This is a genomic window from Streptomyces sp. NPDC040610 (genome assembly GCF_055594065.1).
Genome location: NZ_JBVIXA010000001.1, coordinates 353,716 through 367,772, shown reverse-complemented (window position 1 = coordinate 367,772; position 14,057 = coordinate 353,716). Strand labels below are relative to the sequence as shown.

Sequence of the window (14,057 nt, the reverse complement as noted above, 5' to 3'; positions counted from 1 at the left end):
AGATGACCGCGTCCACACCGACCGCACCCGCGGAAGCAGCCGGGCGGCACGCCCGCACACCCTGGGAGGAGCTGGTCACAGCGGCGCTCCTGGGCACGGACCGCCGCACCCCACCGCTCCTCACCCCCGGCAGGGACGCCCCCGCGGCCCTCCTGGACGCGGCCGCCGTACAGACCGTGCGACGCCGGGCAGGCCTGCGCCCCGCCCCGGCGGCCGAGCGCCCCGCCCCCGCGCCCGCGGACCCCCGCCCGGTCGTCCCCGCGGCGGCCCGGCGCAGGCTCGCGACGCTGCTCGCCGACCACCCGAGCGCGAGCGGCGGCCGCCGCGGCACCGCGCCCGACCTGATGGAGCTGCTGCCCCAGTGGCTGGCCCTCGCCGGGGAGCGGGGCTTCACGGCACCCCCGGAGCTGCTGCCCGCCCTCCTGAACGCGGCCCGCGGCCGCACCGACCTGCGCCCCCAGGCCCTGGCCTTCGCGGGCCCGCGCGCCCAGTGGCTCGCCCGGTTCAACCCGGACTGGAAATTCGCGCTGCGCACGGCCCCGGGCAGCGCACCGGAGAGCGGCCCGCAGGCGCGGCCGGACATCCAGCGGCGCTGGCAGGAGGGCCTGTTCGCGGAGCGCGTCGCCCTCCTCGCCGCCCTGCGCGCGCACGCCCCGGACGACGCCCGCGAGCTGCTGTCCGGCACGTGGGCGACCGAGCGCGCCGAGGACCGGCTGATGTTCCTGGACTCCCTGCGCACGGGACTGCGCGCGGCCGACGAGCCGTTCCTGGAGCAGGCGCTCGGCGACCGGAGCCGCAATGTCCGCTCCACGGCGGCCGAGTTGCTGTCCGCGCTGCCGGGCTCGGCGCTCGCCGCCCGCATGGCCGACCGGGCCGCCTCCTGCGTGGCCCTGGACCGTACGGCGGGTCGGCCGGAGCTGACCGTCGAGGCGCCGCACGAATGCGACGCGGGCATGGAGCGGGACGGCGTCGCGCCCAAGCCGCCCGCAGGACGGGGTGAACGCTCCTGGTGGCTCGGCCAGTTGGTGGAGGCCGCACCCCTGGCGACCTGGCAGCGCCGCCTGGGCGACCGCGCCCCGGCCGACATCGTGGCGCTCCCCGTCGCCGACGGCTGGCGGGGCGAGCTGCACGCCGCCTGGTGCCGGGCCGCCGTGCGCCAGCGGGACACCGGCTGGTCGCGGGCGCTGCTCGGCGCCCCGTCGTCACCCGACGCGGCCGGGCCCGGCGCGGTGTCCCTCGCGGAGCGCGCCAAGCTCCTGACCACTTTGCCCGCGGCCGAACGGGCCGAGTGGGTCGCCGGGTTCATCGACGCGCACGGCCTGTCGGAGGCGTTCCAGTTGCTCGGCGTGTGCGCGGTGCCGTGGGCGCCCGCCCTCGGCCGCGCGGTCGTGGACGCGCTGAACATCGCCCGGGACGCGGGCAGCTACCCCTGGAGCTTCAGCGGGGTGATGGGTCTCGCGGAGCGCTGCCTGGACCCGGCGGAGGCCGTACGCCTGGAGGCGCTGACGGCGACACCGGACGAGCCCGAGGACGCGTCGCCCGGGGCGGGCGGCTACTGGTCGGAGGCGTTCCAGCGCCTCGTCAGCACGTTGCGCCTGCGCGCGGCGATGCGCGAGGAACTGGACGGTTGAGGCGTGGGGCCGGGCGAGGGCCGCGTGTCGCGGGGGAGCGCACGGGACAGCCTCCCCGGCCCCACAGCCGCACCAGCCGCACCAGCCGCACCAGCCGCACCAGCGTCAACGCCCTTGCGGCGCCCGAAGTCCCGTCCCCGGGACAAACAACGGCGGGCCCCGGTGCCCACAGCACCGACGCCCGCCCCGAACCACGAGAACCGCGCAGGCCTACGCCCCGGTCGGCTGCCGCACGTTCTCCCGCACCCACTCCACGATGGCCGTGGTCGTGGCCCCGGGCGTGAAGATCTCCGCGACGCCCTTCTCCTTCAGGGGCGGAATGTCCTCCTCGGGGATGATCCCGCCGCCGAAGACCTTGATGTCCTCCGCGTCGCGCTCCTTGAGGAGCTCGATGACCCGGGCGAAGAGGGTGTTGTGCGCGCCGGACAGGATGGAGAGGCCGATCGCGTCGGCGTCCTCCTGGATCGCCGTGTCGACGACCTGCTCGGGCGTCTGGTGCAGGCCGGTGTAGATGACCTCCATGCCGGCGTCGCGCAGTGCCCGCGCGATCACCTTGGCCCCGCGATCGTGGCCGTCGAGCCCCGGCTTGGCGACCACCACGCGGATCGGACCGGCTGCCACACCCATCACTGCCTCCATGTACAGAAAGCCGTCTGCGGAATCCCGCCCGCACGGAAATCCAGCTGTCCCAGCGCGGACACCCCGCGCCGCACCGGCCGGGTAGGTGAACGAACGTTATCTCCAGCATCGCGCAGCCCGCAGTTTCGTGGTGGAGAGCGAGGGGGAAATCACACGGTGGGACACGTTCGCTGCGCGCCGCTCCCGTATGCACCCGGCACATGGGCCGGATCCGCCCCGGCACCCGGGACGCGTCCCACCCGGCGCCCGGGCCGTGTCGGGGGCCGCGCGAGGGGAGCCGCTGCGAGGCCGCCGCACCCCCGCGCCGTCAGCCGCACGGCGCGGTGGTGTCGGCGCGTCGCCATGGAGTGCGCCGCGACGGGGACGGCACGACCACTCCCGGCTTCCCACGATGCGTACACGGGGGACAGAGCCGCCTTCCGTGTGCCGACCGGGAGGTCGCCATGACGATCACGAGGGTCCAGCCCTTTCGCCACTGCAGCGCCCTGCTGCCCGCCGGTCTGGCGGGTCTGCCGCTCGCACTCCTGAAGGCGACCGCGCTCGAGTTCGTGATCCTCGCCGGGCACCTCCTGCTGTATCCATCGGGCATCACCCAGGAACGCCGGGCGGCGCCACCGCCGCCCCCGCCTGACGCCCCCCGGCTGCCCGCGGGCGACAAGCCGCCGGTGCTGCTCCTGCACGGCTTCATCGACAACCGCTCCGTGTTCGTGCTGCTGCGCCGCAATCTCGCCCAGCACGGCAGGCAGCACCTGGAGTCCCTCAACTACTCGCCACTGACCTGCGACATCCGCACCGCCGCCGAGTTGCTCGGCCGCCACATAGAGGAGATATGCGAGCGCACGGGCCATGACCGCGTGGACATCGTCGGCCACAGCCTCGGCGGACTCATCGCCCGCTACTACGCGCAGCGCCTGAGCGGCGACGCCCGCGTCCGCACCCTCGTCACCCTGGGCACCCCGCACTCGGGCACCCGGGTGGCGCCGCTCGCGGACGCGCACCCGATCGTGCGCCAGATGCGGCCGGGCTCGGACGTGGTGGCGGAGCTGCGGGAGCCCGCGCCGGGCTGTCGTACGCAGTTCGTGAGCTTCTGGAGCGAGTTGGACCAGATCATGGACCCTGTGGAGACGGCCTGCGTCGACCATCCGGACCTGATCGCGCAGAACGTCCGCGTCTCCGGGATCGGCCATCTCGCCCTGCCGGTGCACCCCGCCGTGGCGACGGCCATCCGCCAGGCCCTCGACCTCGCGGCGCCGGGCATGACACCCGCCGCGTCGGCGGGCGGTCTCACGGTGGCCTGACCCCGACCGCGCACCGGCCGGATTCCGGTTCGCCGTAGTCGGACGACCGGCTCCGGATTCCGGTTCCGCGGAGCCCGATCCGGACCCGAACCCACCCCTCGCACTCGAACGAACCTCGAACACAGAGCCAAAGCTGTGCCCGGGGACCGCCGAAAGACGGCCGAATGCCCGTTTCCGGCGAGCAGGAAACCTGGGGAAGATTGTCGCGCCCGCGTACCGCCGGGTACAGTCGCGGCACTGCTCTGCCAGCCCATGCTGTCGAGGCGAAAGAGAAGTTGGTGAACGACCGTCACCCGTCGGAGACCCCCGCTCCGGCCCCGGCACCCGACGCCGACTACGCCCCCTATGGGTCCTACGACCAGCAGGGCGCGCAGCACGTCGGCTACACCGGGTACGACGGCTATTCCACCGGCACCTTCTCCGCCACCGGTTTCAACGCCCCTGGCGGCTATGACGCAACGGGCGGCTTCGACACTTCCGGTTCCGGTTTCGCCGTGCCCGGCACGGGCTTCGCGACCGACCCGCTCTTCGGCGATCTGCCCGGCGGCCACGACACCGGCCAGTGGTCCACGACCGGCACCCAGCAGACCCTGACGTACGACGCGTACGCCGCCCAGCCGGGATACGACACCGGCACCCACGACACCACGGCCGCCTGGGGCGCCGGGTTGCAGCCCCTGTCGGACATCCCCTCGCAGCCGGGCCCCGAATCCGGCGCCACCTGGGACGCCTCCGCCTGGAACGAGGCACCGGCGACGGGCCAGTGGGCCACGCAGGTCTTCGACACCGGCGCGTACGACGCCACCGCCTGGAACTCCGGCGGCCACGACGCGTACGACACCCCGCAGCACGACGCCTACGAACCCGCGCACCAGCACGACGCGTACGGCACCCCCCAGCACGACGCCTACGAAGCGCGCGACACGGCCTACGACCCGCAGGATGGTTACGCCGCCCAGGACCCGTACGAGGCTCCGGCGGCCCCGGGCCCCGACGCGTACGGCTCCGGCGACCCGGCGTACGACACCGACGACGCCACGCACGCGTTCCTGCCCGACGAGGCGCCCGACGACCGGCTCGGCGGCGTCGAACCGGTCACCGACCATGCCGAGCACGGCGATCACGCCGACGGCGAGCGCGCCGACCTCCACGACCACGCGCCGGTGGACCGCCCCGAGCGCTCCCGTTCCGCCCGGTCGGCCGCGCCCCGCGGCCGGTCCCGCTCGCGCCGCTCCCCCGCCAAGCGTTCCGCGCTGTTCACCGTCGCCGTGCCGTCGGCCTGTGTGATGGGCGTCGCCGGTGTGGCCGCGGCCTCCGTCGGCGGTCTCGGCGGGGGCGACGACGGCAAGGACACGCAGGCCTCCGCCCCGGACCCGGCGACCGTGAAGCCGTCCACCGCCAACAACAAGCTCGACACGCAGTTGGCGAACCTCTCCGCGGACGCGGGCGACTTCGCGGACCGCGCGAGCCGCACGCAGGAACGCATCGACCTGAAGGCCCAGAAGGTGGCCGCGCACAAGCAGGCCGTCGCGGAGGCCGCGCGCAAGGAGCGGCTGCGGCCGAAGTTCTCCCTGCCGGTCGCGCAGCGCGGCCTGAGCGCCTACTACGGCCAGGCGGGCGTCAACTGGATGTCCGCGCACTCCGGGATCGACTTCCCGGTGTCGTACGGCACCGAGGTCAAGGCCGCCACCGACGGCACGGTCTCCACGAAGTACAACAGCGCCTACGGCAACATGGCGATCGTGACCGCCAAGGACGGCACGGAGACGTGGTACTGCCACCTCTCCACGCACAAGATCGCGAGCGGTCCCGTGAAGGCGGGCGAGACGATCGCCTTCTCCGGGAACTCCGGCAACTCCACCGGCCCGCATCTGCACTTCGAGGTCCGCCCGGGCGGCGGCTCGGCGATCGACCCGCTGTCGTGGCTGCGCAGCCACGGGCTCGACCCGACGTAACCCCCGAAGGCCGACGTGGCCCTCCGAAGGACGCCGTAGATCCCCCGAAAGTCGAAGCAACCCCGAAGGGTGCAACTCCAGCCCCCGTCGCTGGAGTTGCCCCTTGAGAGTGTCCCTCTTCCTTCGAGTGAGGGCTACAGCTTTTCCACCGGCGCGTACCTCAGCAGCAGCCGCTTCGGCTTCTCCTCGCCGAAGTCGACCGTCGCCTCGGCGTTCGCCCCGGTGCCCTTCACGCCGACCACCGTGCCGAGTCCGAACTGGTCGTGCGTGACGCGGTCGCCGATGGCCAGCGAGACCACCGGCTTCTCCGACGCGCGGCGGGTGGCGAAGCCCTGGGCGCCGCCCGCGCGGGAGCGCGACGACGACAGCGAGGCGGCGACCCCGGCCGCGGGCCCGGACGACGCGGGCGCGCCGACGGAGCCCTTCCGCTTCCAGTCCAGATGGGTCTCCGGGATCTCCTCCAGGAAGCGCGACGGCGGGTTGTACGACGGCTGGCCCCAGGCGCTGCGCAGGGAGGACCGGGTCAGATACAGCCGCTCCCGCGCGCGCGTGATGCCGACGTACGCGAGGCGCCGCTCCTCCTCCAGCTCCTTGACCTGGCCGAGGGCGCGCATGTGCGGGAACACACCGTCCTCCATGCCGGTCAGGAACACGACGGGGAATTCGAGGCCCTTGGCGGTGTGCAGCGTCATGAGCGTGATGACTCCGGAGCCGTCGTCCTCCTCGTCGGGGATCTGGTCGGAGTCGGCGACCAGGGCGACACGCTCCAGGAAGTCCGAGAGGGACCCGGCGGGAGCGGCGCCCTCCGGTGCCTCGGCGTCGGCCTCCGGTGCCTCGGCGTCGGCCTCCGGGGCACCGGTGGCGGTCTCCGCGCCCTCGGCCGCGGCGCCCGCCCCCTCGGCGATGTTGTTGTTGTCCTGCTCGAACTCCAGGGCCACGGCGGCCAGTTCCTGGAGGTTCTCGATGCGCGTCTCGTCCTGCGGGTCGGTGGAGGACTGCAGCTCGGCCAGGTAGCCGGTCCGCTCCAGGACCGCCTCCAGGACGACGGCGGGGCCCGCGCCGGACTCGACGACGGTGCGCAGCTCCTCCATGAGGGTGTTGAAGCGCCGCACGGCGTTCGTGGAGCGGGCCGCCATGCCGTACGCCTCGTCGACGCGGCGCAGCGCCTGCGGGAAGGAGATCTTCTCGCGCTGCGCGAGGGCGTCGATCATCGCTTCGGCGCGGTCGCCGATGCCGCGCTTCGGCACGTTCAGGATGCGGCGCAGCGGGACGGCGTCCTCGGGGTTGGCGAGGACACGCAAGTACGCGAGGACGTCGCGGACTTCCTTGCGCTCGTAGAACCGCACGCCACCGACGACCTTGTAGGGCAGGCCGACGCGGATGAAGATCTCTTCGAAGACACGGGACTGGGCGTTCGTGCGGTAGAAGATCGCCACGTCGCCCGCCTTGGCGTCGCCCGCGTCGGTGAGGCGGTCGATCTCGTCGGCGACGAACTGGGCCTCGTCGTGCTCGGTGTCCGCCACGTACCCGGTGATGCGGGCGCCCGCGCCCGCGTTGGTCCACAGGTTCTTGGGGCGGCGGCTCTCGTTGCGCTCGATGACGGCGTTGGCGGCCGTCAGGATTGTCTGCGTGGAGCGGTAGTTCTGCTCCAGGAGGATCGTCGTCGCGTCCGGGTAGTCCTCCTCGAACTGGAGGATGTTGCGGATCGTGGCGCCGCGGAAGGCGTAGATGGACTGGTCGGCGTCACCGACGACGCACAGCTCGCCGGGCTCCTGATCCTCTCCGGAGGGGCCCACCAGCTCGCGCACAAGGGCGTACTGGGCGTGGTTGGTGTCCTGGTACTCGTCGACCATCACGTGGCGGAAGCGGCGGCGGTAGTGCTCGGCGACGTCCGGGAAGGCGCGCAGCAGGTTCACCGTCGTCATGATCAGGTCGTCGAAGTCCAGAGCGTTGGCCTCGCGGAGGCGCGACTGGTACATCGCGTACGCCTGGGCGAGGGTCTTCTCGAAGCCGTCGGCGGCCTGGGCGGCGAAGTCCTCCTCGTCGATCAGCTCGTTCTTCAGGTTCGAGATCTTGGCGCTGAAGGACTTCGGCGGGAACTTCTTCGGGTCCAGGTCCAGGTCCCGGCAGACCAGGGCCATCAGGCGCTTGGAGTCCGCGGCGTCGTAGATCGAGAAGGAGGACGTGAAGCCCAGCTTCTTGTACTCCCGGCGCAGGATGCGCACGCACGCGCTGTGGAACGTCGACACCCACATCGCGCCCGCGCGCGGGCCGACGAGCTGCTCGACGCGCTCCTTCATCTCGCCTGCGGCCTTGTTCGTGAACGTGATCGCGAGGATCTGGCCGGGGTGCGCGCCGCGCTCCGCGAGGAGGTACGCGATGCGGTGGGTGAGCACCCGCGTCTTGCCGGATCCCGCGCCGGCGACGATGAGCAGCGGGGAACCCGCGTGCACGACGGCCGCGCGCTGGTTCTCGTTCAGGCCGTCGAGCAGCGCCGCCGGGTCGATCGCCGGGCGGGGGGCACCGTCCCGGTAGTACGCGTCCCGGGGTGCGGGCGCGTCGAACTTCCCTTGGAACAAGTCGTCCGGAATGGGCTCCGGAGCGCTGTCCTCGGGCGGCGGCGGGGGTTCCTCGTCGTGGCCCTGCGAGGGCTTGAGGTCCGCCAGGAAGCTGTCGTCAAAGAGGCTGCTCATCGCCTCCCGAGTCTAGGCGGCCCCACTGACAACCCGCCCCGGGTTCCACGAGGCCGCCCCGAGGCCGCCCCGAGCCCGCCCGGTTCCGGCCACGCCCCCGCTGCGCGCCCGGGGCGTCACGCTGCGCCACGGCCCCGGCCGTCCGCGTCAGCACGGCACCAAGGGCCTCGTAAAGTCACGAAAATGTATCGGGCATATCGAACATCATCCTTCCCTCGTGCCACGGGAGTTGGCTAGCGTGCTGCGCGGGCCGTACGTCCCCCCACCGGCGATCCCCGCCGGTCACGCGCGGCCTCCGCCGAGTCCGACGTGTTCGGAGCCGGGGACCCACCATGTTCTTTGGGGTGAATCCGCTCCGTACGACGTACGCAGCGGTAGGGCAGCCTTCCGGAGCACCCGCCCGAACCCGACAGCTAACCCGGTAGGCGGTCCACGGAAGGAGTCGCCAGCTTTGGCGTCGCACCGCAAGCCGCGCAGCCGCTCAGCCCTGATACGCACCACCCCGGCCCTCGGCATCACGACGGCCGCCCTGACATCGGTGGCCCTGCTGTCGCAGAGCGCGAACGCCGCGCCGGCCGCCCCCGCCGAGCCGGGCAAGCCGAGCCTCGAAGAGGTCCAGAAGAAGGTCGACGACCTCTACCAGCAGGCCGGAGTGGCCACGCAGAAGTACAACTCGGCCAAGGAGCGCACCGACAAGCAGCGCAAGAAGGCCGACCGGCTCCTGGACGACGTGGCCAAACGCACGGACCGGCTGAACGAGGCCCGGCAGGAGCTCGGCTCCTTCGCCGCCGCGCAGTACCGCACCGGTGCCGTCTCCGAGACCGCCGCGATGATGCTCGCCGACGACCCCAAGGGCTTCTTCGACCAGAACCACCTCGCGGACCGGCTCACCAGCCGCCAGAAGAAGGCCGTCGACGACTACCAGACCCAGCAGGTCGCGGCGACCAAGCAGCGCACGAAGGCCACGAAGAGCCTGAAGTCGCTGCAGGACTCGCGCGACGACCTCCGGTCGAGCAAGCGGACCGTCCAGACCAAGCTGACCGAGGCCCGCTCGCTCCTGTCGAAGCTGACCGCCGAGGAGAAGGCGCGGCTCGCGGCGATCGAGAAGCGCAAGGAGGAGGCCGCCAAGCGCAAGGCGGCCGAGCTGGCGCGCAAGCAGGCCGCGGAGGAGCGCGAGCGGAAGGCCAAGGAGGCCGCCGAGCGGCGCGAGCGGGAGCGTGAGCAGGGGCAGGAGCAGGGCTCGGGGTCCGGCTCGGACTCCGGGGCGGACAGCGGCTCCGGGGCGGGCTCGGGCTCGGACACGGGTTCCGGCTCGGGTGCGGGCAGCGGATACGCGGCCAAGGCGGCGAAGGTGATCGCCTTCGCCGAGAAGCAGATGGGCAAGCCCTACGTGTGGGGCGCCACGGGGCCCGGCTCCTACGACTGCTCCGGGCTCACGCAGGCGGCCTGGAAGACCGCCGGGATCTCGCTGCCGCGCACCACCTGGGACCAGGTGAAGGTCGGCACGACCGTGCCGACCTCCCAGGCCAAGCCGGGTGACCTGGTGTTCTTCTACGACGACATCAGTCACGTCGGGATCTACATCGGCGACGGCAAGATGATCCACGCCCCGAAGCCGGGCGCGAACGTCCGCGTCGAGTCGATCTACTACATGCCGATCCACAGCGTGGTCCGCCCCGCGTGAACCGTTAACCCTCCGCGCACGTAATCGCTGTCTACGTAGAGCTACGAAATTGCCCCGCACGCGTGCGTGCGGGGCAATTCCTCTCAGACTTGTCGGACCCGTCGGACCTGTCGGACCTGTCAGGGGATGGCGGTCACGTCCAGAGCACCGCGATGAAGATGTTCGCCGTCGTGAGGCCACCGACCGCCCCGAACATCCCCTTGTCGACCTTCTCCTCGTCCCGCTTCACGTACACGAGCCCGAGGATCACGATCAGCAGCGCGAGCTTGATGCCGATCTTGAGGTTGTTGACCGTGTTGTCGTCCGCCTGGTTCAACCCGACGAGGGCGACTCCGGTGATCAACATGGTCAACGCGCCGTGCAGCATCGCGGGGCTGAACCGGGCCGTGCCCTCGCCCATCGCCTTCATCTGGGTCAGGAAGCCGCCCAGGAGCGAGGCGATGCCGATGATGTGCAGGCCGACGAAGAGATGGATGAGTACGTCCATGGGGCGGAGCCTAATTCCCGGCGCTCGGCGGGAGCCGGGCGGGGCCGGGCAGTCGTCCCGGCCGCCGGGGCCGCGGCGTCCGTCACCGGGCGGCGCCGTATCACCCACCACCGAGAAGGCGGGCCACAAACGCCACATCGGTCACGCGCGCCGCGAAACCCGCCACCGCACCCCGGCCGTGCCGCTCGAATCCGTTCACTCCTCGCCACTCATCCGTCGTTAGCGCACATCGGGTCACGAACCGGTGACGGTCAGGTTTAGCGTCCTCTGCCAGGTGACCGGCTCCCCACCGCCACCCCGTCAGGGGCGGCAGTCGGCCACCTCCGCCGAGAAAGTCCGACGGCGTCCCGCTCCCCTGTGCGAGCGCCGTCGGACCGGCACCGCAGCGGCGTCAGGCTCGGCGGCACCGGTGGGGGCCCCGGCCACAAGGAAGGACGTGGAGCCTCCGTGGCAGCGCACCGCAAGCCCAAACGGCGCTCGCTCAGCGGCCATACGGCCCGTACGGCCGCCACCCTCGCCCTCGCGTCGGCCGCCACCGCGACCGCCTTCGAGGGCACCGGACACGCGGAGCCCCGGCTCACTCCCAGCGAGGTGAAGGACAAGGTCGACGAGCTCTACCGCGAGGCCGAGGTCGCCACCGAGAAGTACAACGGCGCCAAGGAGAAGGCCGACAAGGCCGAGCGGTCCCTGACCGACCTGCGCGACGAGGCGGCCCGCAGGACCGAGAAGCTCAACACGGCCCGCCAGGGCCTTGGTTCACTGGCCACCGCGCAGTACCGCACCGGAGCCATCGACCCGTCGGTGCAGTTGGCGCTCTCCTCCGACCCGGACCAGTTCCTCGACCGGGCCTCTCGCGCCGACCGCGCGGGCCACCGCCAGGCCGCCACCGTCACCGACGTACGCCACCAGATCCGTGAGCTCGACCAGCTGCACACCGAGGCGGACGGCACGCTCGACGACCTCAAGTCCCGCCAGGCGGACCTGCGGAAGCACAAGAAGACCGTGACGGGCAAGCTCGCCGAGGCCAAGCGGCTGCTCGCGCGGCTGACCCGCGAGGAGCGCGCCCGCCTCGCCGCGGACGGGGCGGCCGGGGACGCCGACAGGGCCTCGCGCGACGCCTCCCGCGGCCCCGCGCCCGGCGCCTCGAAGGCCGTCGGCTCCCGCGCCGCGGCGGCCGTCTCGTACGCCTACAAGGCCCTCGGCAGCCCCTACGTCTGGGGCGCCACCGGCCCGAGCGCCTTCGACTGCTCCGGCCTCACCCAGGCCGCGTACCGCGCCGCGGGCGTCTCCTTGCCGCGCACGACATACGCCCAGATCGACGCGGGGCGGCGCGTCTCCCGCGCCGAACTCCAGCCGGGCGACCTGGTGTTCTTCTACTCCGGCATCAGCCACGTCGGCCTCTACGTCGGCGACGGCAAGATGATCCACGCCCCGAACCCGAGCGCGCCGGTGCGGCTCGCGCCCATCGACCAGATGCCGTTCGCCGGGGCGACGCGGGTGGGGTGAGTCCGCCCCGCCGCGCGGTGGGCCCGACCCTGCCGTGGGGCGATCCCGACCCTGCTGTGGCGTGGGCCCGACCCCGCCGTGGCGTGGGCCCGACCGCCGTCAGACCAGGCGCCGCGCCGTCGCCCACCGGGTCAGCTCGTGCCGGTTGGAGAGCTGGAGCTTGCGCAGCACCGCCGAGACATGGGACTCGACCGTCTTCACGGAGATGTAGAGCTGCTTGGCGATCTCCTTGTACGCGTACCCGCGCGCGATGAGCCGCAGGACCTCGCGCTCGCGCTGCGTGAGGCGGTCCAGGTCCTCGTCGACCGGCGCCGCGTCCGTCGACGCGAACGCGTCCAGGACGAAACCGGCGAGCCGCGGCGAGAACACCGCGTCGCCCTCCTGGACCCGGAAGATCGAGTCGACCAGGTCCGTGCCGGTGATCGTCTTGGTGACATAGCCGCGGGCGCCGCCCCGGATGACCCCGATGACGTCCTCCGCGGCGTCCGACACCGACAGCGCGAGGAACCGCACCGGGTTCTCCGCGTCCGCCATCAACGGCGCGCACCGGCGCAGGACTTCGACCCCGCCGCCGCCCGGCAGGTGCACGTCGAGGAGCACCACCTCGGGGCGCGTCGCCGTGATGACCGTGACCGCCTGGTCGACGTCGGCGGCCTCCCCGACCACCTCGACGCCCGTGCGCTCCGTCTGACCGATCTCCGCCTGCACGCCGGTGCGGAACATCCGGTGGTCGTCGACCAGGACGACCTGCACGCGCCGCCCGGCCCCGGCGCCGCCCGCCTCGCCGCCCCGCTGGACGTCGGCCTCCGTCGGTCCGCCCTCTTCGGTCGCGTCGCTCATGTCGCCGCCGTCCTCTCCATCTCCAGCTCGACTTCCGTGCCGCCGCCCGGCACCGCGCGCAACCGCGCCGTACCGCCGTTCCGCTGCATCCGGCCGATGATCGATTCTCGTACGCCCATGCGGTCGTCCGGCACCGCGTCCAGATCGAATCCCGGGCCGCGGTCCCGCACGGACACGAAGACCGTCTCCCCCTCGACTTCAGCGAAGACCTGCACCGCGCCGCCCTCGCCACCGTACTTGGCGGCATTCACCATCGCTTCCCGCGCGGCCTGCATCTGCGCCGTCAGCCCCTCGTCGAGCGGGCAGTCCCCGACGACGACCACCTCGATCGGAACGCCGTGCTTGTCCTCGACCTCCGCGGCGCTGCGGCGCACGGCCTCGGCGAGGGTGTCGGGCTCCTCCGCCTCGTCCTTGCCGGTGCCCTCCGGCTTGTACAGCCAGGCGCGCAGGTCGCGCTCCTGGGCGCGGGCGAGGCGGCGGACCTCGCCCGGGCTGTCCGCGTTGCGCTGGATCAGGGTCAGGGTGTGCAGCACCGAGTCGTGCACGTGCGCGGCGACCTCCGCGCGCTCCTGGGCGCGGATGCGCATCAGCCGCTCCTCGGAGAGGTCCTGCGACATCCGCACGAGATAGGGGCCCGCGAGCAGCGCGATCCCGACGAGCACGGCGAGCGCCGCCTGGAGCGCGGCGCCGAGGTCGGACGCGGAGCCCCGCAGGACGAAGATGCCGGACACGCCCACGCCGACGAGGACCACTCCGGCGGCGGTCCGGGCGATCGTCAGCGTGCGCCGTCTGCGGCCGACCTCCATCCAGCGGGCCCTGCGGGCGTTGTCCGCCTGGCGCCAGACCAGCGCGACACCGGCGGCGACGAGCAGGGTCGGCCAGAGATAAGCCTGCGTCGGGCCTTCCAGGTCGACGCTGCCGACGAAGACCATGACGATGATGACCATCGCGGCCAGCGCGACGATCTGGCCCTTGTCCGGCTTGCGGGCGACCAGCTTGCGGCGGCCGTCCGGGGACGTCTCGGTGGACACCACGGCCGGTCGCTGGGCGCCGCCGACACCGCCGACACCGAGGGGCACGAAGAACCAGAACGCCGCGTACAGCAGCGCGCCCAGGCCGTTGTCGAGGAACAGGCCGATGAAGATGATCCGCACCCAGATCACGGGCAGCCCGAGATGCCCCGCGAGGCCGCGCGCGACCCCGCCGAGCAGGCGGCCCTCGCCGCTGCGATAGAGCTTCCGCAGCGGCCGCTCGTCTTCGATGGGTACAGCTGCGGCTTCCGGCATGTGTCCGATGTTCACACGCGGGCGCGTGCGGGGGCATC

At 72.6% G+C, this 14,057-nt stretch carries 10 protein-coding genes and 1 riboswitch; of the genes, 5 read left to right on the top strand and 5 right to left on the bottom strand.

Translation table 11 applies throughout. The features are described 5' to 3' along the window. The first annotated feature begins 2 nt into the window (after positions 1 to 2). Positions 3 to 1,631, top strand: coding sequence for a DUF5691 domain-containing protein (locus ACZ6AA_RS01805; protein WP_471455727.1), 1,629 nt, complete (start codon positions 3 to 5; stop codon positions 1,629 to 1,631). A gap of 210 nt (positions 1,632 to 1,841) precedes the next feature. Here ACZ6AA_RS01805 and ACZ6AA_RS01800 read toward each other — a convergent pair whose 3' ends face one another. Continuing rightward, positions 1,842 to 2,258 (bottom strand): cobalamin B12-binding domain-containing protein, encoded by a 417-nt coding sequence (locus ACZ6AA_RS01800; protein WP_289946803.1) that lies wholly within the window; start codon positions 2,256 to 2,258, stop codon positions 1,842 to 1,844. Between the two features lie 455 nt (positions 2,259 to 2,713). Between ACZ6AA_RS01800 and ACZ6AA_RS01795 the strand changes: the two genes are divergently transcribed. After that, the gene (locus ACZ6AA_RS01795; RefSeq protein WP_468450822.1) at positions 2,714 to 3,568 is read left to right on the top strand and encodes an esterase/lipase family protein; all 855 of its coding nucleotides are present in this window, start codon (positions 2,714 to 2,716) and stop codon (positions 3,566 to 3,568) included. A gap of 278 nt (positions 3,569 to 3,846) precedes the next feature. After that, positions 3,847 to 5,523, top strand: a complete 1,677-nt coding sequence (locus tag ACZ6AA_RS01790; protein ID WP_471455726.1) for a M23 family metallopeptidase — start codon at positions 3,847 to 3,849, stop codon at positions 5,521 to 5,523. Positions 5,524 to 5,657: 134 nt separating this feature from the next. On the opposite strand, the gene ACZ6AA_RS01785 is transcribed toward ACZ6AA_RS01790, so the two are convergent. Next, positions 5,658 to 8,216, bottom strand: a complete 2,559-nt coding sequence (locus ACZ6AA_RS01785) for an ATP-dependent DNA helicase (protein ID WP_471455725.1) — start codon at positions 8,214 to 8,216, stop codon at positions 5,658 to 5,660. Between the two features lie 286 nt (positions 8,217 to 8,502). After that, a riboswitch (cyclic di-AMP (ydaO/yuaA leader) is annotated at positions 8,503 to 8,659 on the top strand. 8 nt (positions 8,660 to 8,667) lie between these two features. On the opposite strand from ACZ6AA_RS01785, the gene ACZ6AA_RS01780 reads away from it, so the two are divergent. Further along, positions 8,668 to 9,900: a C40 family peptidase gene (locus ACZ6AA_RS01780; RefSeq protein WP_468450816.1), complete on the top strand. Its 1,233-nt coding sequence runs from the start codon at positions 8,668 to 8,670 to the stop codon at positions 9,898 to 9,900. Positions 9,901 to 10,033: 133 nt separating this feature from the next. Here the strand turns inward: ACZ6AA_RS01780 and ACZ6AA_RS01775 are convergent, their stop codons facing one another. After that, on the bottom strand, positions 10,034 to 10,387 hold the full coding sequence (locus ACZ6AA_RS01775) for a hypothetical protein (RefSeq protein WP_385711926.1): 354 nt from the start codon (positions 10,385 to 10,387) through the stop codon (positions 10,034 to 10,036). Positions 10,388 to 10,834: 447 nt separating this feature from the next. Between ACZ6AA_RS01775 and ACZ6AA_RS01770 the strand changes: the two genes are divergently transcribed. Beyond that, entirely contained in the window at positions 10,835 to 11,893 is a 1,059-nt protein-coding gene (locus ACZ6AA_RS01770) for a C40 family peptidase (protein WP_468480401.1), read from the top strand. A gap of 99 nt (positions 11,894 to 11,992) precedes the next feature. Here ACZ6AA_RS01770 and ACZ6AA_RS01765 read toward each other — a convergent pair whose 3' ends face one another. Both ACZ6AA_RS01765 and ACZ6AA_RS01760 read right to left on the bottom strand, forming a co-directional pair. After that, on the bottom strand, positions 11,993 to 12,733 hold the full coding sequence (locus ACZ6AA_RS01765; protein ID WP_468450812.1) for a LuxR C-terminal-related transcriptional regulator: 741 nt from the start codon (positions 12,731 to 12,733) through the stop codon (positions 11,993 to 11,995). Continuing rightward, the gene (locus tag ACZ6AA_RS01760) at positions 12,730 to 14,019 is read right to left on the bottom strand and encodes a PspC domain-containing protein (protein ID WP_468450810.1); all 1,290 of its coding nucleotides are present in this window, start codon (positions 14,017 to 14,019) and stop codon (positions 12,730 to 12,732) included. The genes ACZ6AA_RS01765 and ACZ6AA_RS01760 overlap by 4 nt, the downstream gene beginning before the upstream one ends. Positions 14,020 to 14,057: the final 38 nt, after the last annotated feature.